The organism is Altericista sp. CCNU0014 (assembly GCF_044923475.1).
Lineage (GTDB): Bacteria > Cyanobacteriota > Cyanobacteriia > Thermosynechococcales > Thermosynechococcaceae > JAAURS01.
Window position 1 is genome coordinate 1,968,801 of the sequence record NZ_CP137338.1, and the last position, 26,389, is coordinate 1,995,189.

The 26,389-nt window shown below is 53.6% G+C and carries 23 protein-coding genes; 10 read left to right on the forward strand and 13 right to left on the reverse strand.

Translation table 11 applies throughout. From position 1 onward, the window contains the following. The first annotated feature begins 75 nt into the window (after positions 1 to 75). The 3 genes from R6H26_RS09770 (at position 76) to cheB (ending at position 4,332) form a co-directional block, all read left to right on the forward strand. Positions 76 to 2,373 carry a response regulator gene (locus R6H26_RS09770; RefSeq protein ID WP_404790264.1) on the forward strand — a complete coding sequence of 766 codons (2,298 nt, stop codon included), beginning with the start codon at positions 76 to 78 and terminating at the stop codon, positions 2,371 to 2,373. Between the two features lie 269 nt (positions 2,374 to 2,642). Then, the gene (locus tag R6H26_RS09775) at positions 2,643 to 3,059 is read left to right on the forward strand and encodes a response regulator (RefSeq protein WP_404790265.1); all 417 of its coding nucleotides are present in this window, start codon (positions 2,643 to 2,645) and stop codon (positions 3,057 to 3,059) included. A 205-nt stretch (positions 3,060 to 3,264) separates the two neighbouring features. Next, entirely contained in the window at positions 3,265 to 4,332 is a 1,068-nt protein-coding gene (cheB, locus tag R6H26_RS09780; protein WP_404790266.1) for a chemotaxis-specific protein-glutamate methyltransferase CheB, read from the forward strand. Positions 4,333 to 4,352: 20 nt separating this feature from the next. Here cheB and R6H26_RS09785 read toward each other — a convergent pair whose 3' ends face one another. From R6H26_RS09785 to tig, 4 genes are all read right to left on the reverse strand, one after another. Continuing rightward, positions 4,353 to 5,240, reverse strand: a complete 888-nt coding sequence (locus R6H26_RS09785; RefSeq protein ID WP_404790267.1) for an alpha/beta fold hydrolase — start codon at positions 5,238 to 5,240, stop codon at positions 4,353 to 4,355. Positions 5,241 to 5,256: 16 nt separating this feature from the next. Beyond that, positions 5,257 to 6,615 (reverse strand): ATP-dependent protease ATP-binding subunit ClpX, encoded by a 1,359-nt coding sequence (gene clpX, locus R6H26_RS09790; RefSeq protein ID WP_404790268.1) that lies wholly within the window; start codon positions 6,613 to 6,615, stop codon positions 5,257 to 5,259. A gap of 35 nt (positions 6,616 to 6,650) precedes the next feature. Continuing rightward, the gene (gene clpP / locus R6H26_RS09795) at positions 6,651 to 7,334 is read right to left on the reverse strand and encodes an ATP-dependent Clp endopeptidase proteolytic subunit ClpP (protein ID WP_404790269.1); all 684 of its coding nucleotides are present in this window, start codon (positions 7,332 to 7,334) and stop codon (positions 6,651 to 6,653) included. A gap of 176 nt (positions 7,335 to 7,510) precedes the next feature. Beyond that, the gene (gene tig / locus R6H26_RS09800; RefSeq protein WP_404790270.1) at positions 7,511 to 9,037 is read right to left on the reverse strand and encodes a trigger factor; all 1,527 of its coding nucleotides are present in this window, start codon (positions 9,035 to 9,037) and stop codon (positions 7,511 to 7,513) included. 592 nt (positions 9,038 to 9,629) lie between these two features. Between tig and R6H26_RS09805 the strand changes: the two genes are divergently transcribed. The 3 genes from R6H26_RS09805 (at position 9,630) to R6H26_RS09815 (ending at position 13,735) form a co-directional block, all read left to right on the forward strand. After that, positions 9,630 to 10,673 (forward strand): aspartate-semialdehyde dehydrogenase, encoded by a 1,044-nt coding sequence (locus R6H26_RS09805; RefSeq protein WP_404790271.1) that lies wholly within the window; start codon positions 9,630 to 9,632, stop codon positions 10,671 to 10,673. Positions 10,674 to 10,881: 208 nt separating this feature from the next. Next, positions 10,882 to 11,766 (forward strand): 4-hydroxy-tetrahydrodipicolinate synthase, encoded by an 885-nt coding sequence (gene dapA, locus R6H26_RS09810; protein ID WP_404790272.1) that lies wholly within the window; start codon positions 10,882 to 10,884, stop codon positions 11,764 to 11,766. Between the two features lie 136 nt (positions 11,767 to 11,902). Next, positions 11,903 to 13,735, forward strand: a complete 1,833-nt coding sequence (locus tag R6H26_RS09815; RefSeq protein WP_404790273.1) for a ribonuclease J — start codon at positions 11,903 to 11,905, stop codon at positions 13,733 to 13,735. Between the two features lie 143 nt (positions 13,736 to 13,878). Here R6H26_RS09815 and R6H26_RS09820 read toward each other — a convergent pair whose 3' ends face one another. After that, a complete protein-coding gene (locus tag R6H26_RS09820; RefSeq protein ID WP_404790274.1) occupies positions 13,879 to 14,022 on the reverse strand; it encodes a hypothetical protein in 144 nt (47 codons plus the stop codon). 117 nt (positions 14,023 to 14,139) lie between these two features. Beyond that, positions 14,140 to 15,222 (reverse strand): Gfo/Idh/MocA family oxidoreductase, encoded by a 1,083-nt coding sequence (locus R6H26_RS09825; protein WP_404790275.1) that lies wholly within the window; start codon positions 15,220 to 15,222, stop codon positions 14,140 to 14,142. Between the two features lie 266 nt (positions 15,223 to 15,488). Here R6H26_RS09825 and queC point away from each other — a divergent pair, with 266 nt between their 5' ends. Together queC and R6H26_RS09835 are read left to right on the forward strand one after the other, a co-directional pair. Next, positions 15,489 to 16,214, forward strand: coding sequence for a 7-cyano-7-deazaguanine synthase QueC (gene queC / locus R6H26_RS09830; RefSeq protein ID WP_404790276.1), 726 nt, complete (start codon positions 15,489 to 15,491; stop codon positions 16,212 to 16,214). Then, positions 16,211 to 17,032, forward strand: coding sequence for a 7-carboxy-7-deazaguanine synthase QueE (locus R6H26_RS09835; protein WP_404790277.1), 822 nt, complete (start codon positions 16,211 to 16,213; stop codon positions 17,030 to 17,032). The genes queC and R6H26_RS09835 overlap by 4 nt, the downstream gene beginning before the upstream one ends. A gap of 22 nt (positions 17,033 to 17,054) precedes the next feature. On the opposite strand, the gene R6H26_RS09840 is transcribed toward R6H26_RS09835, so the two are convergent. The 3 genes from R6H26_RS09840 to hemJ form a co-directional block, all read right to left on the reverse strand. After that, the gene (locus R6H26_RS09840) at positions 17,055 to 17,891 is read right to left on the reverse strand and encodes a hypothetical protein (RefSeq protein WP_404790278.1); all 837 of its coding nucleotides are present in this window, start codon (positions 17,889 to 17,891) and stop codon (positions 17,055 to 17,057) included. 124 nt (positions 17,892 to 18,015) lie between these two features. Then, a complete protein-coding gene (locus R6H26_RS09845) occupies positions 18,016 to 19,347 on the reverse strand; it encodes a sensor histidine kinase (protein WP_404790279.1) in 1,332 nt (443 codons plus the stop codon). A 5-nt stretch (positions 19,348 to 19,352) separates the two neighbouring features. Next, a complete protein-coding gene (gene hemJ, locus R6H26_RS09850; RefSeq protein ID WP_404790280.1) occupies positions 19,353 to 19,931 on the reverse strand; it encodes a protoporphyrinogen oxidase HemJ in 579 nt (192 codons plus the stop codon). Between the two features lie 210 nt (positions 19,932 to 20,141). Here hemJ and R6H26_RS09855 point away from each other — a divergent pair, with 210 nt between their 5' ends. Together R6H26_RS09855 and R6H26_RS09860 are read left to right on the forward strand one after the other, a co-directional pair. Continuing rightward, positions 20,142 to 20,846: an ATP-dependent Clp protease proteolytic subunit gene (locus R6H26_RS09855; protein WP_404790281.1), complete on the forward strand. Its 705-nt coding sequence runs from the start codon at positions 20,142 to 20,144 to the stop codon at positions 20,844 to 20,846. Positions 20,847 to 20,948: 102 nt separating this feature from the next. After that, positions 20,949 to 21,545, forward strand: coding sequence for an ATP-dependent Clp protease proteolytic subunit (locus R6H26_RS09860; RefSeq protein ID WP_404790282.1), 597 nt, complete (start codon positions 20,949 to 20,951; stop codon positions 21,543 to 21,545). A gap of 65 nt (positions 21,546 to 21,610) precedes the next feature. On the opposite strand, the gene pgeF is transcribed toward R6H26_RS09860, so the two are convergent. The 4 genes from pgeF to dxs form a co-directional block, all read right to left on the reverse strand. Further along, positions 21,611 to 22,429, reverse strand: a complete 819-nt coding sequence (gene pgeF, locus R6H26_RS09865) for a peptidoglycan editing factor PgeF (protein ID WP_404790283.1) — start codon at positions 22,427 to 22,429, stop codon at positions 21,611 to 21,613. 116 nt (positions 22,430 to 22,545) lie between these two features. Next, positions 22,546 to 23,616 (reverse strand): S-methyl-5-thioribose-1-phosphate isomerase, encoded by a 1,071-nt coding sequence (mtnA, locus tag R6H26_RS09870; RefSeq protein ID WP_404790284.1) that lies wholly within the window; start codon positions 23,614 to 23,616, stop codon positions 22,546 to 22,548. Between the two features lie 48 nt (positions 23,617 to 23,664). After that, positions 23,665 to 24,360, reverse strand: coding sequence for a DUF697 domain-containing protein (locus R6H26_RS09875; protein WP_404790285.1), 696 nt, complete (start codon positions 24,358 to 24,360; stop codon positions 23,665 to 23,667). A 101-nt stretch (positions 24,361 to 24,461) separates the two neighbouring features. Continuing rightward, the gene (gene dxs / locus R6H26_RS09880; protein WP_404790286.1) at positions 24,462 to 26,357 is read right to left on the reverse strand and encodes a 1-deoxy-D-xylulose-5-phosphate synthase; all 1,896 of its coding nucleotides are present in this window, start codon (positions 26,355 to 26,357) and stop codon (positions 24,462 to 24,464) included. Positions 26,358 to 26,389: the final 32 nt, after the last annotated feature.

Below are 26,389 nucleotides of genomic sequence, written 5' to 3' on the forward strand. Positions count from 1 at the left end.
TTCTCAAAATTCTTGCAGTTTAGGCCATTCCCCCCGTAAAAAGGGGGCTTTCAACCAGTCTCCAGCGGGTGCGCTATGTATATTGAAGACGAAGAACTACGGAGCTTATACCAGGTCGCCAGTGCCGACCACCTCAATGCGATCGAATCGGGCCTGCTCCACCTCGAAAAAAATCCTCAAGACAAATCTCAACTCGCAACGCTCCTGCGCGCGACGCATTCCCTCAAGGGTGATTCTCGAATGCTGGGCGTGCAGGATGCAGAAACCCTGGTTCACCAGATGGAGGAGTTGCTGAGCGCCGTCGATAAAGGCGAGCAATCGTTCGACCCGTCGATCTGCGATCGCCTTTACAAAGGCCTAGATGCAGTGCGGCGAGTGGCCCGCGAAGCCACCACCGGAGAAGCGGCCAACATCAGCATTTTCCATATCGTGGCCCAACTGATGGGTGCAATGGATGAAGCAGACGCTCCTGCTTCCATGGAGCGCCCTTCAGCAAGCGCGACGCTTGAAGAACCCCTGTTTGGCATCGAAGAAGCCCTTGCTACGCTACCGGAAGCCCCATCGGCATTCGTGCCCCAAGGGCTGTCCGAGTCGATACCAGACCTGCCAAACGACTTCCCGCAGGCCAATGCGGACGCGCAATATACCATCGACACCATTCGGGTCAAGGCGCAAATGCTGGATGGGTTGATGGCCCAGGCAGACGAACTGTCCGTGGCAAAACTACAAATCGCCCAACGGGTCGAAGATATCTCTGAGTTGCTAAACCTCTGGGAAGACTGGACGCGCGAAACGACTCGCTGGAAGCAGCAGCAAGGTCAGGTCGATACTCTGACGGCAATGCAGCAATTTCAGGACCTGAGTCAGAATCGCCTGCAACAGTTGGGAACGATGCTGGCTCAATTGCGATCGCAGACGGCAGAAGATACAACCCGCTTGGAAAGCGTCGCCAACGATCTGGAAACTGGACTGCGCGACCTCCGGTTAATGCCGCTGTCTAGCGTCTTCAGCCTATTCCCCCGCATGGTGCGAGATATTGGGAAGCAGCAAGACAAAGATATTAACTTTCAGATTGAAGGCGGAGATATTCTCGCCGACAAACGTATCCTAGAAGAAATTAAAGATCCCCTCACCCATCTCCTGCGCAATGCCATAGATCACGGGATCGAATCCACCGTAGACCGCCTGGAAAAAGGTAAATCAGGGACCTCCTCCCTCAGACTGCGCGGCTATTCCTCTGGCGATCGCATCGCCATCGAAGTCCTCGACGACGGACGGGGATTAGATGTAGAGGCTATTCAGCGCAGTGCGTTGCGCAAAGGACTTCATACCGAAGCCGAATTGGCAGCCATGACGCCTGGTCAAATTCAGAGTTTGATTTTTGCCCCTGGCTTTTCTACCCGCACCACCGTCACCGAACTCTCTGGAAGAGGGGTTGGCCTAGACGTCGTCAAAGATAACGTCGAACGCCTTAAAGGGGCCATTGAAGTCGAATCGACCCCCAACCAGGGTTGTACGTTCCGGCTCACCGTCAGCAGCAACCTGGCAACCACCCACGCGCTGATCGTCAGCGTCGATCGAACGCCCTATGCAATTCCGCTCGATGCGGTCGAGACGATGCGCTTGGTCTCTCGCAAGGAGCTGTTTAATCTAGAAGGACGCTTAACCCTCAACTGGCAAGACCGACCCATTCCCGTGGCGTGGTTGTCCGACGTGTTGGAGCTATCCGCACAAGTCCCGGTTAATGCCGAAAGCGCTCAATTGTCCTGCGCGATTCTTAAAGTCGGTACAACCTACCTAGGTCTCATTGTCGATGCACTGGTCGATCGACAAACGCTGGTGCTCAAACCCCAGAGTAAATTGCTCAAGCGGATTCGGAATATTTCTGGTGCGACGCTGTTGGGAAGCGGCGAAATCTGTATGGTGCTCAACCCTCAGGATTTGGTCAAGTCTGCCCTTAAGGGAAGCAGTAATGGGGCGATCGCCGAACGCCAAACGCAAGTTCGCACCAAAACCCGCGTGCTCTTAGTGGAAGATTCCATTCCCATCCGCACCCAGGTCAAACGAATCCTCGACGGTGCTGGCTACGACGTAACGGCAGCAGTGGACGGACTCGATGGGTTTAACAAGCTCAGAAGCGGTCAATTTGACGCGGTTGTTTCCGATGTCGAAATGCCCAATCTTACAGGTTTAGAATTAACGGCTCGCATTCGTCAATATTCCGAGTACGACGAACTCCCCGTCATTCTAGTCACCACCCTGGCAAAAGAAGAAGACAAGCGCCGCGGAGCAGATGCAGGTGCCAACGCATACCTCACCAAAGGCGACTTCGATCAAAGTTTACTCTTGAATACCTTAAGGAGGTTCGTTTAGATCCATAACCGCAATTTCACAACCCGTCTTCGCAAAAATCGACTTGAGAGACTGTTTGAGAAGTCTCATTCATCTCTACATCAGCCCCCCGACTCCCAAATTGGGGGGAGATAACCGAAAACTAGAGTCTTTTCCCCCAGGCTTGGAGGGTTAGGGGGGTAAGTGTAATATCTACGAAACTTTTCAAACCAATCAACCCAGCTCCAAACCAGTCCGCCAATCCATCGATTGATTCAAACCCGATTAGATCAAAAGGAAGTATCTCTACCATGACTAAAGCACCTATTAAAGTTGTCCTTGTTGAAGATTCCGTTGTGGCATTGGAAATTCTAGAACGCCTTCTCAAAACCGCTCCTGAAGTAGAAATTGTCGGTACCGCGCGGGACGGCAGAGAAGGGATTAACATGATCCAGAGAACTCAGCCGGACGTGATTTGCACCGACCTGCAAATGCCCGTCATGGATGGATTGGAATTTACCAAAGAAGTGATGAAGCTTTGCCCCCGACCGATTCTCGTGATCAGCAATGCCGTACAACCCGGCGATATCGATAACGTGTACAGTTTGATGCAAGCTGGCGCGCTGGACTTCTTCCCCAAGCCCAACACCGGCGCTCCTACAGATTACGAAAAACTCAAGGGCGCATTGGTAACTAAAATCAAGGTACTGGCCAGCAAGCGGGTATAAGTATTTCGGTAGAAAGGGTAAGTGAATAACTTACCCTTTCTTTTTATAGCCAATAAATCCCCACATCTACGCGAATTTTGTTGTTTTTAGCCGAATGAGTGGGAACGATTAAAGGAGAACGATCGGTCGCCTCGCTGCAAATGGATGCGAACCCCTTCCACCCCGCAAGCATTCGTCAAACACATCTTTAAGTCGCTGATTTTGTATGGCATCCTCTCCCATTAAGGTTTTTTTAGTAGAAGATTCTCCGGTCGCGCTCAAAATTTTAGAGAATCTTTTAGCCGAATCTTCCGATATCGAAATATCAGGTACCGCCCGAAATGGTTTAGAGGCACTCGAACGCATTCCCAAGATAAAGCCGGATGTCATTTGTACCGACTTGCTGATGGGCAAAATGGATGGATTAGAGCTGACGCAACAGATTATGGCTAAATGTCCCACACCGATTCTGATCGTCAGCCAAGCGGTAGAAAGCCATACTTCCGATATGGCGGTTCGCTTGCTAAAGGCAGGGGCCGTCGATATTTTTGCAAAACCTAAATCGGGATTGCAGGAAGATTACAAGCAGGCACAAGTTGCTCTCATCAGTAAAATCAAAGTTCTTTCCGGCGTCAAGGTTTTTACAAAACCCATTAAACCCGCACTCGTCTATCCCAAACCGCCCCAGGTTGCGCAATCCCTTCCGGCTACCATTCCAGGAGCCTACAAAATTCTAGCCATTGGGGCTTCGACGGGAGGACCTCAAGCATTGCAAAAAGTATTGGGACAGCTCCCGGCAAATTTCCCGATGCCCGTTGTTTGCATTCAACATATCAGCGAGGGATTTCTATTGGGTTTGGTGAACTGGATGGATGTAGAATGCGCGTTAACGGTCAAGATTGCAGAAGATAGGGAGTTATTGCAACCTGGATTTGTTTACTTCGCACCCGAACAACATCACTTGATGGTAGACGATCGAGGTCGCTGTTTTTATTCCGCTGCCGCGCCCGTGGGCGGGCATCGCCCTTCCATTGGAACGACATTTGAGTCCCTCGCTTCAGCCTATGGAAAAGGGACGATCGCCGCTTTATTGACGGGGATGGGTCGGGATGGCGCAGAAGGGTTGCACGCGATCGCCCAAAAGGGAGGACTGACCATCGCTCAAGATGAAGCCAGCAGCATTATTTACGGAATGCCCCACGAAGCTGCAAAGTTAGGAGCAGCCCGGAAAATCCTCGATATCGACGCGATCGCCCCGTTCATCCTAAAATCCCTGAGCGACAGACATTTATGACTGAATGGGTTGGCGGTTGCTCATCTCGACCGCTTGGGCGATCGCTCTAAAAACCGCGTCACGCAATTCAAATAGCCCTCAGGATCTTCCAGCATGGGAAAGTGTCCCGTCTGAGGAATCACGCAGAATTCGATCGTCGATTCATTCAGCTCGGCAGCCTGTCGGCCCATTTCAGCGGGAATAATCCGATCGAATTCTCCAGAGACCAACAACGTCGGCACCTGAACCCGAGCAAACTCCTGGGGCATCGTTTCAGCGGCCTGCTTGCTGACCGCCGTAAACATCGTCCCTAAAGCTGCCGCCTCATCCGCCATCAAAAAATCGTCTAAAAATGCCACGCGCTCCGATCTTGGAATCGACCGATGCAAAAAACGCGCCATAAACATCCGATCGATTCCGGGAATTTTGGCCAGCCACTGGGGCCGGAATTTGACCGCATATCCCCCAAACTGGTGAAACTGACCGAACGCCTTCTCATCGTACTCAAAAATTCCATTACAGGTCAGAATTGCTTCGATCGCCTGCTCTGGATAGCGGTTCAAAAATAAAGCGGCGATCGAAGCCCCTGTGGAATGGGCGTTGAGATAAACGGGGCCGAGTTTTAGCTCCGCCAACAACGCAGCTAAATCGTCCGCATAGGTTTCCAGATTGTAATGTTCCCAGGCTGTTTGAGGGGTAATGGAAGCAGTCCGATCGCGTGCGGGTTCTTTGGAGCGACCGAATCCGCGCAAATCGTAGAGCAGGCAATTAAAAACTGGCTTCAGCGCCTCGGCAGTGGAGCGCCAGTACCGCGCAGACCCCGCCCATCCGTGCAAAAACACCATCACGGGTTTTTCAGAAGACATTGGCTCCGATGACGCGATCCACTCGTAGTAGTGTGGAACATCCCGGACCGTTACGTAAGGCATAGCAAAAACTCAACAACTAAGCCGACTCTGGCGTTGGAATCGAAGAAGGATGCATTAATAGCTCGGCAGAAGACCGCTGCTCCACCATCTCCGGCGTGATGACGCAGCGCGTGAGATCTTTACGAGAAGGCAACTCGTACATAATATCCAGCATGAGCTCTTCGACAATAGCCCTCAGCGCCCGCGCTCCCGTTTTGCGGCGGTAGGCTTCGCGGGCGATCGCCATAATGGCATCTGCGTGGAACTCCAGTTGCACGTTGTCCATATTCATCAGCTTCTGATACTGCTTGATCAGGGCATTGCGCGGCTCCGTCAAAATCTTACAGAGCGTCTCCTCATCCAGCGGATCGATGGCAGAAACGACCGGAATCCGACCGATAAACTCGGGAATCATCCCAAATCGCACCAAGTCCTCGGGAGCGAGTTGGCGCAGAGACGTTGCAGCGCGAACCTCCCGAGGCATCAGCTCGCCTTGGACGAAGCCCATGGACTTCCGACCCGTGCGCTGCTCGATGATTTTGTCTAACCCCACAAAAGCACCACCGCAAATGAACAGGATATTGGTGGTATCGATCTGAATGCAATCTTGGTAAGGATGCTTCCGCCCGCCTTGGGGCGGCACGTTGGCCGTCGTCCCCTCTAGCATCTTTAAGAGCGCCTGCTGCACCCCTTCTCCAGAAACATCGCGAGTAATAGAAGGATTCTCGCTCTTGCGTGCGACTTTATCGATTTCGTCAATGTAGATAATGCCGCGCTGGGCTTCTTCTACGTCTAAATCGGCCACCTGAAGCAGCCGCAATAAAATATTTTCAACATCCTCGCCCACGTAGCCTGCTTCTGTCAGCGTAGTGGCATCCGCAACGGCAAAGGGCACGTCGAGCATTTTGGCAAGGGTCTGAGCCAGCAGCGTTTTGCCGCAGCCCGTCGGCCCGATCAACAAAACGTTAGACTTTTGCAACTCGATCGGCTCTTCTGCGCTGCTATCCGCTTCGCCGCTTTGCAGCAAGCTCAGGCGCTTGTAGTGGTTATAAACCCCCACAGATAGAACCTTCTTCGCTTCGTCTTGACCGATGACGTGCTCGTCTAGGTAGTTTTTAATTTCGCGGGGCTTGGGAATCTGATTCAGCGACAGTCTGGACGCAGAGCGCGGCGTAGAGCGACGCCGCTCCACCGCCGCTGCCTCTCGTCGCGCAGTTGGCGCAGCCGCTGGAGCGGAACTGGGTCCCGATTCAAACAGCTCTTCGTCTAAGATTTCGTTACAGAGATCGACGCATTCGTCGCAAATATAGACTCCCGGACCGGCAATTAACTTTCGGACTTGTTCCTGAGACTTCCCGCAAAAGGAACATTTGAGGTGGGAGTCATACTTAGACATAGCCACTGCCTGCTAGACGTCGATAGGTTACTAACTTAGGACCTGACTTGACTGACAAGTTCTTGACGCGTCAAAACTTTATCAATCAAACCATACTTTTGCGCTTCTTCGGGAGACATGAAGAAATCGCGATCCGTATCGGCTTCGACCCGCTCTAGAGGTTGACCTGTATGCTCGGCCATGAGTCGATTGAGCTGGTCTTTGAGATACATGATCTCTTTAGCCTGGATCTCGATATCTCGCGCTTGTCCCTGAGCGCCTCCTAAAGGTTGGTGGATCATGATTCGAGAGTGAGGTAAAGCCATGCGCTTACCAGGGGTACCCGCCGACAGTAAAAAGGCTCCCATACTAGCGGCCAATCCAAAGCAAATGGTGCAAACATCCGGACGGATGTGTTGCATAGTGTCAAAAATTGCCATGCCTGCCGTAATAGAACCGCCAGGAGAATTGATATAGAGGTAGATATCTTGCTCTGGATCTTCGGCATCTAAAAACAGGAGTTGAGCTACAATGGCGTCCGCCACTGAATCGTCAATACCGCGAGAGGCACCATTGCTCCCAAGGAACACAATGCGTTCCCTCAGCAGCCTAGAGTAGATATCAAAAGCTCGCTCACCCCGACCGGATTGCTCGACCACCATTGGCACGATGGCCTGCGGGGGTTGAAAGCGATCGTCATGTCCTGATGAGCGCGTTGCGCGAGAGTCAGAAAAATGCATATGCGCGTCTGCCGTACTGCAAAAGGAATAAGAAAGGGATCGGCTGGGCAACAGCACGAGAACAGGTTTAAGTATGCTGAGCAGAGCTTCATTCACACTTTTCATTCATTATGCCTCAACTGCTGCTCGATCCGCTGGCCCCTCTTAATTGGTTCGTAGGTATCTAAAAGCTAGCACTAGCTTTCTTCCCCAGCCGCCTTCGCTTTGGTCGTACGACGGCGAGGGGACTTTTTGGGTTCTTCTGGCTCCGGTTGGTCGTCTTCGACAACTTCTAGAAGTTCGTCTTCGACAACCTCTGAGGCGGATGTCTCTACGGTTGCCTCGGCAGCGATCGCGGTCTCTTCTGGGACAGGTTCGACTTCAATTTTGTCCACCAGCTCGATCTCAGAGTGCTCTTTGAGCCATGCCACGACTTTTTCCTTGAGCAGCTCGTCTTCAAGAGCGTCTCTGAGGCGATCGCGGTCGATGCTTTTGGGATCGTCAAGCTGCTCGAACACCTCTCGAAAACGCTGCTCCAAGGCTTCTGTTTCCACCTTTAAAGACTCCCGAGCGGCCACTTCAGCCAGCGCCAAGGTTCGTTTTAAGCGTCCGATCGCCTCGTCTCGAAAGCGATCTCTCAGCGCGTCGATCGAATCCGGCGGGAACAGCCGCTTTACGTCCATCCCCTGAGACTGCAAGCGAGCCGCGAGTTGGTTGATTAAAAAATTTGCTTCATTGACGATCGCCGTCTCCGGGAGGTCGACCTCAACTTGCTCGACCAGAGCGTCGATGAGAGCCGTTTCAACGTTCTCATCGGTCTTAGACTGAGCTTCTTTCTGATAGCGCTCTTCTAAAAACTGGCGCAACTCGGCCAAGGTCTCAAACTCGCTGATCTCCTTGACAAATTCATCGTCGAGTTCCGGAAGCTCCTTGGTTTTAATTTCTTTGAGCGTTACCGAAAAAACAGCGGACTTGCCCGCTAAATCTTCCTGAAAATATCCTTCTGGAAACTGAAGCTCTAATTCTTTGGTGTCCTCGGGAGACATGCCAATAATGCCCTCGATAAAGCCAGGGATGAGCTGCCCTTCCGATAGCTCGACTTGAAAATCTTCAGCGCTGCCGCCTTCTATGTCTTGGGGGTCTGTTTTATCTTCGCCTAGAAAATACTGACCTGAAAAATCGATCACGGCAACATCCCCAGCCTCAGCGGCACGACCTTCAACGGGAATGAGCGTAGAACGAGAAGCGCGCTGCTCGTCAATCACGCGATCCACTTGGGCGGGGTCGGGCTTGACCTCTTCCGCAGTTATTTGAAACTCTGTGTAGCGCTTTAAAGTCGCCTTCGGCGGAACGTCGATGCTGGCACTGTAGGTCACTGCAGACCCCGGCTCGAATTGAGTCAACAGCTCGTCAAAGGAAGAGCGAAGCTGGAAATTGCCCAGTGCCGGAATTTCTTCCTGCTCGAGAGCCTCTTTAAAGGTCTTCTCGACTAACTCTTCTAAGGTTGCGGCCTTAAGCTGCATCGCGCCAAAGCGCTGGAGCACGACCTGCCGGGGCACCTTCCCGCGCCGAAACCCTGGGATTTGGGCAGACTTCATGAAGTGGGTGACCGTCTGCTCGTAAGCTTGGCGCGATCGCTCTGGAGAGATTTCGATTTCTAGTCCGATCTGACTGCCAGGAAGCGTTTCCTGGGTCACTTTTAATTGCTCTCGTGTTTTAGACAACGCTCTTCCCTCAAGGTAGACTCAGCTAATAGAATAAATAGAACGCATACGGGCCGCGTCAAACCCAAAGACAGCGGTGGATGCACAACTTTATTTGCGTTTCGCACAATTTTCTATTGTAAACGATCTCTTGCGCATCTCTTGGGGTTGAGTCAACATCGTCAGCATTCGTTGCAATCCCGAGGAGGCCGATCTGAAGGGAGCAAACCGTCGAACGCTCAGAGATAAGTGGTTCGACCCATGAAATTCCATCTTGGTGCTGAGTTTAACCAAAATGTTTGTCCCGCATTGTTCTATCTCTCTAAGGAAACGTGTACAATGAAACCAACATAGAGAGAAAGCTGTTAGCCGTGAGTTAACTCCTGAAACAAGACTTAACTGGCGCAGTTCAGAGTCAATACCAAAATCTTTGGTTGAGTTCAAAAACTAAATCAAAATTTTTTACTGTATCTTTTTTCAGAAACCTTTTTATTGATAGCGTTTGAGTATCAAAAATTTTCTCCTGAGATAAGGGCAATCGATTGCCCTTTGATTAAAACTTATGCTTTGAATTGACTAAAACCTTCTCTTATTTTTTACGGAGGCTATTGGATTGACCCAGTCGTACCGCGTTGCGATTCTAGGAGCTACAGGTGCCGTTGGCGCTGAATTGCTCCAGCTTTTAGAAGCGCGAAACTTTCCCTTGTCCGAACTCAAATTGCTTGCATCAGCGCGTTCCGCAGGGCAAAAAATCGCTTTTAAAGGAGTTTCCCTGTCGGTTGAAGAAGTCACAGAACGCTCTTTTGAGGGAGTTGACTTGGTGCTCGCTTCCGCTGGCGGGACTGCTTCCTCGTTCTGGGCACCGAAAGCCGTCGCTGCCGGAGCGGTGGTGGTGGATAACTCCAGCGCCTTTCGCATGGATCCCCAGGTTCCCCTAGTGGTGCCGGAGGTCAATCCCGAAGCTGCTGCCAAGCATCGCGGGATTATTGCCAATCCGAACTGCACGACTATTTTGATGGCTGTTGCCATTTGGCCGCTGCACCAGCTACAGCCCATTCAGCGGATCGTCGCGGCAACCTATCAGTCGGCGAGCGGTGCCGGAGCGCGAGCTATGGAGGAGCTTAAGGTTCAGGCACAGGCCATTTTGGACGGCAAGACACCGCCCACAGAGTGTTTTCCCTATCCCCTCGCCTTTAACCTTTTTCCGCACAATTCCGACCTCAGCGATAACGGCTACTGTGCTGAAGAGTTGAAGATGGTACGGGAAACCCGAAAAATTTTCGGATTGCCCAACTTACGGGTGTCGGCAACCTGTGTTAGGGTTCCAGTAATGAGGGCGCATTCGGAAGCTTTGAATTTGGAGTTCTCTCAGCCTTTCGCAGTTGAGACGGCACGCAACCTCTTGCAAAACGCTCCAGGGGTAAAGCTCGCAGAAGATTGGAGTCAGAACTACTTCCCAATGCCAATAGAGGCTAGCGGTTTAGATGACGTTCTCGTGGGACGCATCCGTCAAGACCTCTCTCATCCTTGCGGTTTAGAGCTTTGGCTGAGCGGAGATCAAATTCGCAAAGGTGCGGCGCTCAATGCCATTCAAATTGCAGAGCTGTTGGTCGAGCAAAACGCACTCAAGCCTTGTAAGGGTGAGTTGGTCAGCTAAATAAAGTGCTTTGGGCCTTTGCCCGTCGAACCTAACGTGTATGCCGACGCTATCTGCTGATTTTAGAAAGATTTCCGGGAAGTCCTCGAGCGCTCGACTGAGTTTTTCGTATAAACAAAAACCTTATATTTTGTGGGAGTGAGTAAAGTTTGATTCAAATTTTGGATTGTTTACAGCCTTGTCCGTTCGGATTTGGAGTTCAAAGCCTGTGACTCGTTTTGGACGCATTGTAACTGCAATGGTCACCCCCTTCAACGAGTTGGGAGAAGTAGACTATGGCGTAGCAGCCCAGCTTGCCAACCACTTGGCAGATAGCGGTTCTGACGGACTCGTGGTTTGCGGCACGACGGGAGAGTCCCCGACTCTGACCTGGGATGAAGAATATCAATTATTTCAGGTTGTCAAGCAGGCTGTAGCCGGACGTGCTAAGGTCTTGGCAGGAACTGGCTCTAACTCGACCCACGAAGCGGTTGAGGCCACCCGCAAGGCAGCGGCTTTAGGGTTAGATGGTGCGTTACTCGTAGTGCCTTACTACAACAAACCGCCTCAAGAAGGTCTGTACGAGCATTTTAAGGCGATCGCCGCAGCCGTGCCCGACCTGCCCATCATGCTTTACAACGTTCCAGGGCGAACGGGCCAAAACTTGCAGCCAGAGACCGTTGCTCGTCTGGCAGATTTACCCAATATCGCAGCCATCAAAGAAGCGAGCGGCAGTCTAGAGCAGGCCAGCCAAATCCGTCGCCTTACCGTTCCGGATTTTGAGATTTACTGTGGAGATGACGCCTTAACGCTGCCCATGCTGGCCGTCGGCGGGGTGGGGGTTGTCAGTGTCGCCAGCCATTTGGTCGGCGATCGGATGCAGAAAATGGTGCAGCACTTCTTTGAAGGTCGCCCTCAGGATGCTGCCAATATTCACGGTCAACTCATGCCGCTCTTTAAGGCTTTGTTTTTAACAGCCAATCCCATTCCCATTAAAGCAGCGCTCCGCCTCAAAGGATGGGCCGTGGGAAGTACTCGACTACCGCTCCCAGACGTACCGGCAGATGTAGAGCGCGAACTCAAACAGGTACTGACCGATCTGTCACTGTTGTAATCCCCTTCGGGAACGACCTTTCAGTAATATTCCAGTTCCGCCGTGCCTCTGCGTCAGGTTGACGGCATTGCCTCAGCAAAATTTTTTAGAGATCCAATTCATTTACATGCCTAATTTACAAAGAGAATCAAAACCTATGACGACTGCTGCTGCTGCTTCCCCACTCAAAGTAATTCCCCTAGGCGGACTTCACGAGATTGGCAAGAATACCTGCGTATTCGAGTACGAAGACGAAATTATCCTCCTGGATGCAGGGCTTGCCTTCCCCACGGACGGAATGCACGGGGTCAATATCGTGCTGCCGGATATGACCTACCTGCGGGAGAATCAGCACAAGATTAAAGGGATGATCGTCACCCACGGTCATGAAGACCATATTGGCGGTATTGCCTTTCACCTCAAACAGTTTAACATTCCGGTCATTTACGGTCCCCGTTTGGCGATGGCGCTGCTCCAAGGCAAGTTAGAGGAAGCGGGTGTGGCGGGCAAAACAAAGCTGCATACCGTCGGCCCTCGCGAAATCGTGCGCTATGGCAAGCACTTTTTTGTGGAGTTCATCCGCAATACCCACTCGATCGCCGATAGCTTTACGGTGGCGATTCATACCCCCGTCGGCGTGGTGATTCATACGGGAGACTTCAAGATCGATCACACTCCCGTAGACGGCGAATATTTCGACCTCCAGCGCTTAGCCGAATACGGCGAAAAAGGCGTTCTGTGTCTCATTAGCGACTCCACCAACTCAGAGCTACCTGGATTTACGCCTTCAGAACGTTCGGTGTTTCCGAATCTAGACCGCATCTTCAGTCAGGCTGAGGGGCGCTTGCTGGTCACGACCTTTGCGTCTTCCGTGCACCGCATTAACATGATTTTAGAGTTAGCTCAAAAGCACAACCGCGTCGTGTCGGTGCTGGGTCGCTCTATGTTAAACGTGATCGCCCATGCTCGAAATCTCGGCTACATCAAGTGCCCAGACAACCTTTTCGAGCCGCTCCAGGCCATCCGCAACTTGCCCGATCGCAAGGTTGTCATCCTCACGACGGGATCGCAAGGGGAGCCAATGGCGGCCATGTCTCGGATTGCTCGCAAGGAACACCGCCAAATTCAAATCCGCCCAGGCGATACGGTGGTGTTTTCTGCCAATCCCATTCCTGGGAATACGATTTCTGTGGTCAACACGATCGACCAACTCATGATTCAAGGTGCTCGCGTCGTCTATGGCCGGGACAAAGGGATCCACGTCTCCGGTCACGGCTGTCAGGAAGACCAGAAGTTGATGTTGGCCTTAACAAAACCTAAGTTTTTCTTGCCCGTCCACGGCGAGCACCGCATGCTGATCAAGCATTCCGAGACGGCTCAGAGCGTCGGCATTCCATCCGAAAACATGGTGATTATCGACAACGGCGATGTCGTGGAGCTGACCCCAGAGTCCATTCGGCTCGGAAATAAGGTCCCTGCGGGCATCGAACTCATGGATACGGCTGGAATCGTACAAGCCAATGTCCTTCAGGAGCGACAGCGCCTGGCGGAAGACGGGCTGGTAACAGTTGCGGCGGTTATCGGTGCGAATGGCGAGATGCTGACGGCTCCTGAGGTACACCTACGGGGTGTGGTCACGAGCGTAGACCACAACAAGTGGCGGGTTTGGGTAAAAGAATCCATCGAGCTTGCCCTCAAAAACCGCTGGGAACAGTACACCACTAAAGAACAAGACGGCCAGATCGATATTGATTGGGAAGGTTTGAAGACCTATCTAGAGCGCGAGTTACATGGCCTCTTGCGCCGTGAGCTTCAAACGCGAGCCTCGCTCTTGTTTTTAATGCAGTACCCTCAGCAGGCAGAACGGGCGAAGAGTCGAACAGTTGCCGTTCCGACAGCGCAAAATGGAAATGGGAACGGAAATGGGAGCGGAAACGGCACTACAACCCCCACCCGTCGGCAGCGGAGTACCGCGAAGGTTGCGTCTTAGGGCAGCGCAAAGCGTGAAGTTGGGCGATCGCCCAACTTCACGCCTTAGACCCCCCGATCGATATCGGGGGGTAGTTTTTTGTCCGTCAAAAAATCCAGTGGAGGTTGCCCTTCACTGGATAACAGAATTTAAAACGCTACTCGTTAGTGCAGGGCGTAGGCTGAATGGAGAGACCACCAGACAAGGGTCAAAATGGCTCCCAGAATAACGACTGCCGACAGCGTAATAACCAGAGGATTATCCGCACCCTTAAACTTCATGATGCCGCGATCGAAATCCGATGACATGGCTCCGAATCCTTTGAATTGAAACTCGTGAATTAAAACTCGACTGTTCGGCGCTCTCGATCGTCCCTATCGGGATGGAGCGCTGGATCGAACATTACCAATTTAGCCTCATATTCCCTAAATTGCCGTTAAGGGAAGCATTTCTCCATCAAGAGAGCCTGACATCGCCGTACTCCAAAGTTGTCCATCCATGGTCATCTGCTCGATGAGGCTTGCAATTTTTAACGCCTTGAGCGCCTGCTCGCCGCCAATGGAAGGTTGCTGGCCTCCCCGCACGCAGTTGACAAAATGCTCGAGCTCCGCATGAAGAGGTTCGATGCGCTGGGTTGCGACCCGCTCCGTAATACCATCGCTGCGATAAAGACTGCTAGAAAGGGCAACGCTGGGGTGAATTACGTTGGATCGATGGATATGAATCTCGTTGTTTAAAAAGTTGGCCTCTACGAGGGACTGGCGGCAGTGCGCTACGATCTGACGTCGCTTTTGGTGACAGACCTTGCTGGCGGTTAAGGACGCTACAACGCCATTGGCAAAGCCAAGGGTCGCCGTAACGTAGTCCAGGTAGGGGGAACCATCGCTGCGGGTGCCGCAAGCATTCAGCCTCACCAGGGGAGAGTCATTGAGCTCCAGCAGCAGATCGATATCGTGAATCATTAAATCCAACACCACCGAGACATCGTTGGCTCGATTGGAGTAGGGGCTCATCCGATGGGCTTCAATAGCCAGCAGGCTTTCAGCCTTAAGCACTTGGGTGAGTTCTTGGAACGCCGGGTTAAAGCGTTCGATGTGACCGACCTGCAGCAAACACTGCGCGTCGGCGGCTGAGTTCACGAGGGACTCTGCTTCGGCAATGCTGGCGGCGATCGGCTTTTCTAGCAAAACATCGACGCCGGCATCCAAGCAGGCCATACCGACTTCATAGTGCAGGCGCGTCGGGACTGCAATGCAGATAGCATCTACATTAGGCAGCAAATCTCGATAATCCTCGAAAAAGCGAACTCGGTACTGACTGGCAGTTTCAATGCCGCGTTCGATGTTGGTGTCGGAAATGCCCACCAACTCGACATCCTTAAGCAGACTCAAAACTCGAACGTGATGCTGCCCCATATTCCCGACGCCAATGACCCCAATCCGAATCGGATCGAGCTGACCCCGTTGCGAATAGGCTCCCAATGGAGTCGGCGATAAGCGTTTACTCACTCCTCACAACCCTCTACCGTAAAGGACGGTTTCATGATTTGGCGATTTTCCTTAAGATTTTGCCAAAGTTTCAGATCAGATGGATACTAGCACGAGTTATTGCAATTCGTACGTGCAATCCCTTGAATGACCGTTGCTCTGAGAAGGTCCGATCTAGCGATCTCCTCTCTCAGAAGCAAAATTTCCCCTTGAAGTTCCGTTGTTGGTTCCAACTGCGGGGGACAGGTTAGGATGGAGGACGGTTCTGTTAGCGCATGGGCTGCGTCATGACGCACGAGGCATTAAAGGCGGTAGTGTTACTTTCGGGAGGGTTGGATTCCTCTACGGTTCTGTATGAGGCTAAGGCACAGGGGCTGGACTGCTACGCGCTGTCCTTCGACTACGGTCAGCGCCATCGGCAAGAGATGGATGCCGCTGCCGCGATCTCCCGAGCAGCAGGGGTGGCCGATCGCCAGCTCGTGACGTTCGATTTGGGGCAATGGGGCGGTTCCGCGCTCACGGATGCGAGCTTAGAACTCCCGTCAGGGCGATCGCCCTCTGAAATGGCAGCCGACATTCCCATTACCTACGTGCCCGCCCGCAATACGATTTTTCTCAGCTTTGCCCTGTCCTATGCCGAAGCCATCGGTGCTGCCCGCATTTATATCGGTGTGAATCGACTCGATTACTCGGGGTATCCCGACTGTCGTCCTGACTTTATTGCGGCCATTCAAGAGGCATTTCGATTGGGGACCCGCCAAGGCCGAGAAGGGACTCCGATCGAGATCGTCGCGCCCCTGCTCGATCTACGCAAAACGGACATCATTCAACTGGGAAACAAGCTGGGGGTCCCCTGGGCTAAAACCTGGTCTTGCTATAGCGATGGCGGCGGCGTCACTCCGCCGACTGCCTGCGGCGTATGCGATGCCTGTCAATTGCGGCTGGCAGCCTTTAGCGCGCTCGGCCTCGAAGACCCGCTGCCCTACGCGTCGCGGGAGGTACGAGCCGGATGAGCGCAGATAAGGCGATCGCCCCAGATCGCGAGCCTGTCCGATCCGCAGGGACTCCTGCTGGCTATGCCGCCCTCGTAGAGCTGTTTTCGGCCATTCAGGGCGAAGGGCTCAACGTCGGCACCCGCCAGTTATTCGTCCGGTTTGGGGGGTGCGATCTCCGCTGCCGCTTCTGCGATAGCGCCCATACCTGGCAAGCCCAAGCGACCTGCCGCATTGAAGCCACCCCCGGCCAGCGAGACTTTGAAATTTACCCGAATCCGGTTGGAGTGGCGCAGTTAATGACCTGGGTGGAACGCCAATCCGCAGGCAATCTCCACGACAGCCTCAGCCTTACGGGGGGAGAGCCGCTCCTCCACGCGGATTTTCTGGCTGACTTTTTGAGCCAGCTTCGCGATCGCGTCCAGATTCCGATTTACTTAGAAACGGGAGGGCATCGCCCGGACGACTTGGCAAAGCTCCTGCCGTACTTGGCTCTAGTGGGAATGGACATCAAGCTACCCAGCGTCAGCGGGGAAACCCATTGGGAGGCCCATGCAGCTTTTTTGAGAATGTGCGATCGATCTGGCGTCAGCGTATTTTGCAAACTGATCGCATCCCGCGACACGACCCCTGTAGACCTCGAGCGAGCTGCAGAACTCGTGGCACGGGTCAATCCCAATATCCCGCTATTTCTGCAGCCCGTGACGCCTTTAAGCGAAAAAGGACAGCCAGCACCCCCAACTCCCGCACAGGTGCTAGATTGGCAGGCGCAGATGAAACGACAGCTCGCTTCAGTGCGCGTGATTCCTCAGACCCATAAAATGCTCGGTCAATTGTAAAGGCGATTTTGGGCGGTAAAACCTAGCGAACTGGGCCGTTGTACTCGAGGTTGACGCTGCCTGCTGGGTTAACCGTCACCACAGATTCCGTGGGTAACTCAGCGGTACCCGGCGCTCCACCTTTGAACTTGAAAGTAATGCTGCCGTTCGCATTCTTGACAGCAGGTGTCTGTGCGGACGGGCCAAACATCGCCGCTTCGGGGCGGTAGCGGGAGAGCCCGCCATTGGCTTTAATGGCAGCCTGTCGCGCTAAGTTCCGCGCCCTGGCAAAGAAGGCATCTTCCTCTATCCAAGCATTCGTCGAGCGATCGCCTCCCCCCGGTGCTGGCGCAGGCTTAACGTCCGTCGGATTTGAAGTTGACAGGCTCGGACCGGAGGTCGGCGGCTGGCCGGGATTGGGGACGGGGATTTGAACGGGAAGGGTCTGATTCGTCGCGGGTGCCGTAACGGGCAAAGAGCCCGCGCTAACATTCCGCAGCGGACCGTTATAGTCTAATTTTACAGTTCCGCTTGGAGCGACTGTTGCCACAGTCTCGATCGTTGGGTTGGGTCCCCCCGGACTGCTGCCCGTGAACGTGAAGGTGATGCTGCCATCCGCGTTTCTGAGGTACTGAGTTTGAACGGCAGGGCCAAACATGGCCGGATCTGGGCGATAGCGCAACAGCCCGCCATTCGCGGAGATGGCCGCTTGCCGCGCCAAATTTTTGGCGCGATTGATGAAATAGACATCTGGGGAACTGGCTGCTGGGACAGGGCTGGGTGCAGTGGGAGCGGATGGGTTCGTCTGAGCTAGGGCTGGCACGCTGCCAATGCTTAAGACGCCGCCGACAAGGAGTGAGGAAATGACAGATCGACGCATAAAACTTTTAATCCCGTTAGCTTTCAGGTGAATTAATTTTCTTGTCGAGCTTCTTTGCCGGAGGTTCCAGATCGCGCTGCGAACCGAGCATGAGAATATGCTTCGAGCGGAGTATTTATTTAATTTAGGGTTTAAATTCTAATTGTGGCAAGGTGACCTTAAAGGTAGTGCCCTGGCCGAATTTGCTGTCCGCGCGGATTTGTCCGTGATGGGTTTCGCAGATAGCCTTGGCGATCGCCAAACCCAATCCCGTGCCGGAGTTAGAAGCGGGGGTTGGAGGGCTCGTGCGAGGGCGGGCCGGATCGACGCGATAAAACCGCTCGAAGACGTGGGGTAAAGCCTGTTCGGGAATGCCCGCACCCGTATCTTTGACTGAAACCTGAAGGGATCGGTTGAACTGCTCTAATTGGATTCGCACGGACCCGCCAGCGGGAGTGTGCTGCAAGCTGTTACTGACCAAGTTAGAAAACAATCGCGCCAACTGATCGTAGTCCCCTCTCAGCGTAAAGGGCTCGACCCCATTTTCTGCCTCGAGTTCGGCTTCGCCCAAGTCTAGCGTTAACTGAATATTTTTAGCAGATGCGATGGAAGACTGCTCTTCCACAACTTCCATCAACAAGGCATCCAAGGGACAAGGTTGAAGCTGCGGCTGCACCATGCCGCTATCTTGCCGCGCTAGAAACAGGAGATCGTTTACCAACTGGCCCAGACGCCGGGTCAACCGCTCTACGACCTCTAACTGCTGTCGCTGGTCCTTGGGTGTCATCTCCGGGTCGCTCAGGGCAACCTGTACCGTCGTCTGAATCAACGCGAGGGGATTCCGCAGTTCGTGGGAGGCATCGGCAGTGAATTGTCTCAAATACTGATAGGACTCTTGCAGGGGCTGAATCGCGAGGCGGGATAAAAACCAGCCCACTGCCGCCACAAATCCGATCATCACCGTCAGCCCGATCGCTAAATCTAAAAATAGCTCCCGAGTCGGCTTTGCAACCTCAAACCAAGGATGGCTGACCCGCAAATAGCCCAGAATATCGCCGCGATACTCCAAGCGCTGCGTGAGCTGCCGCAGCACGTAATCGGGCCGAATTCTGACGGTTTCGCCGTTCTGAAGGACGCGGATCGGCAGGGCGAGCGGTTCGGCCAGGGTGGACCACAGCGGCTCGCGACGGGGACTGAACCACTCCAGATCGATGCGGTCGTCGTCCACTGCCTCGTCGTTGATGCGGAAACTGGCGTCTACATTGACCTGATAGTGCAGTTCGCGGTCGGGACCGAGGGTGCGCTCTAGGACGAGCGATCGCTCGACCACCTCCACCACGTGATGGAGCGTATCGTCCACCCGCTCGATCAGTGTCTCCCGCACGTACCAATAGAACCCGATGGCAAACAGAATGAGCAACGCCGCCGTGACGGCAGTGTACCAAAGCGCTAAACGTCGTCGAGTTTCTTGAAACATTCAGGTTAAGCCGAAGGTTCGGAGGCGCTTTCGGCCAGCAGTTTTTCTTTGTCTAACCTGCGTTTGCGGGCGTAGAGCTGAATAGTGGCAACCATCGCCACCACCATTCCAAAGATGACCCAGACCGTGATGTCCGTGGGGAAGCTACTCTTAAAAACCACCAACAGCACGATGACCACCAACAGCACCGTAGGCGCTTCGTTCAAAGCCCGCAACTGCTGGCCGCTCCAGCGACAAGTGCCAGCGGCCAATTGCTTCATCAGTCGAGTGCAGTAGTAGTGATAACCCAATAGCAGCACCACAAACGTCAACTTCGCATGGAGCCAACCCTGCTTCAACCAATCCGGCTGAACCACCAGCAGCCCGATCGCGCAGACGACCGTCACCAGCATGCCGGGGGTGGTAATGATATTGAGCAGGCGCTTCTCCATCAACCCGTACTGTTTTTTGAGGATAGATTGTGCGGGTTCTGGCTCGTCGTTGGCTTCTACGTGGTAAATAAACAACCGCACCAGGTAAAACAGTCCCGCAAACCAGACGACAACGCCGATAATATGAAACGCCTTAAACCAAAAATATGCCATGAGGGATCTCAACGCGATTGCTTAGAACAGTCTTGGGTGCCTGGGTCCGGCCTTTGAGCCGATCGCCAGTTAAACTCATTTTTAGCCTTAGCCGTCAAGGGCTGAAACCCGACCCAAAATCGCTCTAATATCTATTGTGCCAGAGTATCCGGCCCGGAAAATTGCTAGAGTGGTGTCAGCAGCATTTCCTATTTTAGGCAGTCGCACGTCATGGAATCACCAATTCAGGCTGTTCAGGCCCCCTACTATGGCGGGGACTCGTATATCAGAACCCCACCGCCCGACCTCCCGTCGCTCTTACTCAAAGAGCGAATTGTATATCTCGGGCTGCCGTTGTTTTCTTCTGACGATGTGAAACGCAGAGTCGGCATGGATGTGACGGAGTTAATTATCGCCCAGTTGCTCTATCTTCAGTTTGACGACCCCGATAAGCCCATCCGGTTTTACATCAACTCCACCGGAACCTCTTGGTACGATGGAGACGCCATCGGTTTCGAAACGGAAGCCTTTGCAATTTGCGATACGCTCCAGTACATTAAGCCCCCAGTGCATACCATTTGCTTGGGGCAGGCGATGGGTACGGCAGCCATGATTTTGTCTAGTGGCGCCAAGGGTTTTCGGGCTAGCCTTCCCCACGCCACCATTGTGCTCAACCAGCCCCGCACGGGCGCGCAGGGTCAAGCCACGGATATTCAGATTCGGGCGCAGGAAGTAATGGTTAACAAGGCTGCGATGCTCAACATCATGTCGCGCAATACGGGCCAGCCTGTCGAAAAGATTGCGAAGGACATGGATCGCATGTTTTACCTGACGCCCCAGGAAGCAAAAGAATACGGGCTCATCGATATTGTCCTAGAAAGCTCTAAGGATGCAGCAGTGCCGCCCGTTTTAGCTGCGGGAGCTGGCATTGGCTAGGGGCAGAACGACGATCGACTGCGTTTGCGATATCCCTCAATACGATTTCAATACGATTTAGAGAAACCAGAAACCTATCTGTACCTATAAGGAGTTCCAGCTATGCCAATTGGTGTACCCAGCGTTCCCTATCGCCTCCCTGGCAGCACCTATGAGCGCTGGATCGATATTTATACACGCCTCAACCAGGAGCGCATCATTTTCTTAGGTCAAGAGGTAACGGACTCGCTGGCAAATTCGATTATTGCTGCGATGCTTTACCTAGACTCCGATGACCCTACAAAGCCGATTTACATTTACATCAATTCCCCCGGCGGATCGGTGACGGCTGGTATGGCGATTTACGACACCATGCAGCACATCAAGTCTGAAGTGGTGACCATTTGCGTTGGATTGGCCGCTAGTATGGGAGCGTTTTTGCTGGCTTCCGGCAGCAAGGGTAAGCGATTGGCGCTTCCCAACGCTCGGATCATGATTCACCAGCCGTTGGGCGGCACGGGCCGTCGGCAGGCTTCGGACATCGAGATCGAGGCGAAGGAGATCCTGAGAATTCGCGATTCGCTCAATCATATCTTGGCCGAGCGAACGGGCCAGCCGATCGAACGAATCGAGAAAGATACCGATCGCGATTACTTTATGTCGGCTCAAGAGGCTAAAGAATATGGCTTGATCGATAACGTCATCGAGCGATCGCTTTAACTTATAGCGGTCTTTTAAAAGGGGATTGACCGAGATTTCGGATTGACAGAACAGTACCCAGTCCCCTAACCAGCCACGCTCGCGATGCCAGACCACTGAACTTGGCGACGACTATCGCGGCGGTAAGAGAAAAATCGCTCTGGATCTTGGTAGGTACAATGCGGGGCGATCGCGATTTGCGCTGGCGCCAACCCTAATTGCTGAAGCTGAATGGCATTGACCCGCCGAACGTCCAGTCGAGCGCGGTCGGCCTTCTCGTCGGCCAAGACAGGCGAGTTGGGTGCTTGCATTAAAGCTCGAACGATCCGTTCGTCTTCGAGTGCTTCATCTCGAATGTCCGGGCTCGCGAGATCGAGGATGCTCTGGCCCACCTCGGCAGCAACTGCCGTCGAAACTTGATAGACTTCTCCAGCAATGGCAGGTCCCATGGCAACGCGAAGGTCTTTCACCTGGCTCCCGTTGGCCAAAAGTTTGACAATCGCCTCCGGTACGATCTTCGCTGCCGTACCGCGCCATCCGGCATGGACAGCCGCAACCCGACCCGTATTCGCGTCCGCAATCAAGACCGGGGTGCAGTCTGCCGAGCACACCCAGACTGCTTCGCAGGGGCGATCGCTGTACAGTCCGTCAGCATCGGGGAAAACAGCCTCTACCTCGTTCTGAGAAGCCGCGTGTTGCAGGATTTCGCTAGAGCTTAGAATCCGATTGCCATGCACCTGTTTGACGCGGAAGGGCTTGGCTTGGGGCTGAATCGCCAGAGTAAGCTCCTGTGGCGTTTGGGGCCAGGATTGCCGAGTAAAAAAGCCGTGGGGCCAAGCTTCTAGCAAGCTACAAGTCAGATAGGTCGTTTCTTGCCAAGTTTGCCAAGTCCACGTAGGTGCCATGTGCTATCCATCAACCGCAGTGCCGATTACGCTGCCCATCGTAACGCGATTGCAACGATATTGCCCAACCGGGTTAGATTCGAGCATTTCGGCAAAATCCGCCCCGCGATCGATGCTTAACCGACGGGTAAATGGGCGAGTTTTTCTTTCAACTCAGCCGGAGCAAACACGCCGTGCTCTGTAATAATGCCCGAAATTAAATGGGCTGGCGTTACATCAAAAGCTGGGTTGTAAAACTCCACGCCCAAAGGCGTGAGTCGCGTCGAACCCATTGTATGAATTTCCGACGGATCTCGTTCTTCAATGGGAATCTGGCTGCCCTCAGAAAGCTCGAAGTCGATCGTCGATAGAGGGGCGGCGACGTAGAACGGAATATTATGGGCCTTGGCACAGAGCGCCACGCTATAGGTTCCAATTTTATTGGCTGCGTCGCCATTGGCCGCAATGCGATCGGCCCCGACCACGACCGCGTCAATCATCCCTAGTTTCATGCAGTGGGCAGCCATGCTATCGGCAATCAACGTGACGGGAATTCCTTCCTGGACGCATTCCCATGTGGTTAGCTTCGCCCCTTGGAGGCGCGGTCGGGTTTCGTCTGCATAGACGCGCTCTAGACGCTCTGCCGCCCAAGCAGAACGCACGACGCCCAGGGCCGTACCGTAGCCTGCGGTCGCGAGCGCGCCGGCATTGCAGTGGGTGAGCAGCCGCAGTTTTTGAGGGGATTGGGGCAGCACCGATAGCCCGTGACGGCCGATATCTTGACAGGTCTGGAGATCTTCAGCGGCGATCGCGTGGGCTTCATCCAGCAACCGGGCCTGAATCTGCTCGACGGAGCCGGGAGTCGATTGCGCGACCTTTATCATGCGGTCGATCGCCCAAAACAAATTAACAGCCGTCGGACGAGTAGCAGCAAGGGTTTGGGCGACCCGATCTAGGGCCTGAAGAAAGAGAGCTCGATCGGTTTGGGTCAGCTCCCGCGCGCCCAAATAGATCCCATAGGCCGCAGCAATCCCGATCGCGGGGGCACCGCGGACGATCATGATCTTAATGGCTTCGACCATATCAGAACAGAGCCTGATTTCAACCACGCTATATTCCGCAGGCAGCCGGGTTTGATCGATGAGCTGGACGCGATCGTCTTGCCATACAACCGGATAAATAGAATTAGTAAACGTCATTGGCTTCACTTAGGATTCACTCAGTAACAGATATAGCGTTCGATCGTAATAAACCCGCTACCCGCCCGTTCCGACAGTACGGCGGTATTTCGTCTCGTAGAAACGCGCGACGGCCTGTCCCAAGGTGTAGAGTAACACCGCGTCGCCGGAAGCGCCGATCGCAGCCCCTATGCCAGGAATCAGCTCTGGCACCGATAGGCCCGTCTTGAGGAGACCGGTCCCGCCAAGAGAAAGTCCGTAAATCGCCAACACTTCCCCGCGTCGGGCAGGTTCGTTTAACGGTAAGTCATAAATAGCTGCAATTCGATAGATCATCTCCGCCTGAAGTGAAGAGAGTGCGGCAATATCAACTGCAAATAGAACGGCTGCCACAGGAGGGAGAATGTTTGTAATTAACCCAACCCCCGCAGCTTTGAGCGTGGTTTCTTGAATGAGTTGCTGGGCCAATTCTGCCCGCGTTTTTTTAGCATGCTGCTGTCGCAAGAGCTGAACGTCCTGGTTTACCTTTGCAACATTAACTTGACCCAGCGCCGCTGCAAACCAGCGTAGCATCGGTAGCTGCGTGACAGAATTCAAAACGGGATTTTCAACCAAGGGCATGACAGCCCGGCCCAACTGCTCGGTATTGCACTCTACAAAATCGTGGGCGTCCTGTTGAAGGTCGTCCGCTGTCTTTGTTGCCTGCTGAACCGTCGAGCGAACGGCCCCGATGGTAGCAGCAGCAAACTGCTCGAAGGGATTTGGCGCGGTCATAGACTTAGATGTAAGGCGATTTCAACCCCTATTCTACGCAATCTGCCGGAGGATTCGAATCGGGCCGGAGATGGCAACCATTTTCGAATGCGCCCGTCGCACTAGCCCACTACTGCAGGGGTTTTACTAAACAGCTTGAGTACCCGCTCTGCAATTTGAGGACTGGTGAGACCTAGGTCGGCCATTGATTCGTTTGGCGCGGCGTGCTCGACCAGAATATCGGGCACCCCAATCCGCGTCACGGGAACCGCAACTTGATGATCCATCAAGGCTTCCATCAAACCCGAGCCAAATCCACCTGCAATACAGCCCTCTTCTAGGGTTACGACCCGGCCAATTTTCTTCGCCAAGGGCACCATCAGTTCGACGTCGATGGGCTTCGCAAAGCGAGCGTTCACGACCGAGGCTCGGATACCGTGTTCGCTTAAAATTTCGGCTACTTGCACCGCTGGATAGACCATCGAACCGTAGGCGACGATCAACAGATCGTCGCCTTGACGGAGCAATTCTGCTTTGCCGATTGGAAGAGGCTCCCACCCTTCTTCGAGGAGGGGCGCGCCATAGCCATTCCCGCGCGGGTAGCGCATGGCAATCGGTCCATCCGTGTAGTTGATGCCGGTCACCAACATGCGCTGGAGTTCGGCCTCGTCTTTGGGGGCCATCAACACCATGTTGGGGATGCAGCGCAGGTAGGCAATGTCATACATTCCCTGGTGGGTAGGGCCGTCAGCGCCTACAATTCCGGCTCGATCCAGACAGAAAAAGACGGGTAAGTTTTGAATGCAGACGTCGTGGATAATTTGGTCGTAGGCGCGCTGCAAGAACGTCGAGTAAATCGCCACCACAGGGCGCATCCCTTCGCAGGCCATTCCTGCTGCCATGGTAACGGCGTGTTGCTCTGCAATCCCGACATCGAAATATTGTTTCGGCAGTTTTGCCTGAAGCTTATCGAGTCCGGTTCCGGTGGCCATCGCGGCTGTGATGCCCACAACGCGGTAGTCGTCTTCAGCAATTTTAATCAGGGTTTCCGCAAAGACCTTGGAATAGCTAGGAGCCTTAGGCGTTTTGGAAGAAAGCGCTTTGCCCGTAGCGAGATTAAAGGGGTTTTGTGCGTGGTAGCCCACCTGATCTTTTTCGGCGATCGCATAGCCTTTCCCCTTCACCGTTGCCACGTGTACCAACACGGGACCGGGATGCTTGTGAGCCTCTTGAAACGTAGAAATCAGCTCTTCTAGATTGTGACCGTCGATCGGACCGATGTAAGTGAAGCCCAGTTCTTCAAACACTGCCCCGACTTTAGATACGGCGAGCCTCTTCATGCCGCCCTTGAGCCGCCCCAGTTCTCCTTTATCGACAAAGGGCAGCTGTTTGAGCTGCTCCTCAATATTTTCAGAGAAAAACTGCATGGGAGGACTCAACCGAATCTTATTGAGGTAACGCGACAGCGCTCCCACGTTTTGAGAAATCGACATGTCGTTGTCGTTGAGCACCACCATCAAATTGGTATGGGGCAAATGCCCTGCATGGTTGATCGCTTCTAGGGCCATCCCGCCCGTCAGAGAACCATCCCCGATGATAGCGACAACCTTGTAGTTGTCCCCCTGGAGATCCCGTGCCAGCGCCATACCCAGTGCGGATGAAATGCTGGTGGAGGCGTGACCCGCCCCAAAGTGATCGAAGGAACTTTCCTTTCGGTTCAAGTACCCCGCAATGCCATTTTTCTGGCGCAACGTATGAAATTGCTTGTATCGACCTGTGATGAGCTTGTGGGGATAGGCTTGGTGTCCGACATCCCAAATCACCTTATCGCGATCCAGGTCTAGGGTTTGATAGAGCGCTAGTGTCAGCTCTACCACGCCAAGACCGGGACCCAAGTGCCCGCCGCTGTTGGCCACAGTTTCAAGGTGTTTGTCTCGAATTTGATGGGCAATCTGCTTCAACTGAGGAATCGTTAATCCGCGCAGTTGATTGGGATGGACAATTTCACTCAGGTGCATAATGGGCGGTGTCTCTGATCTCGACTGGGTCT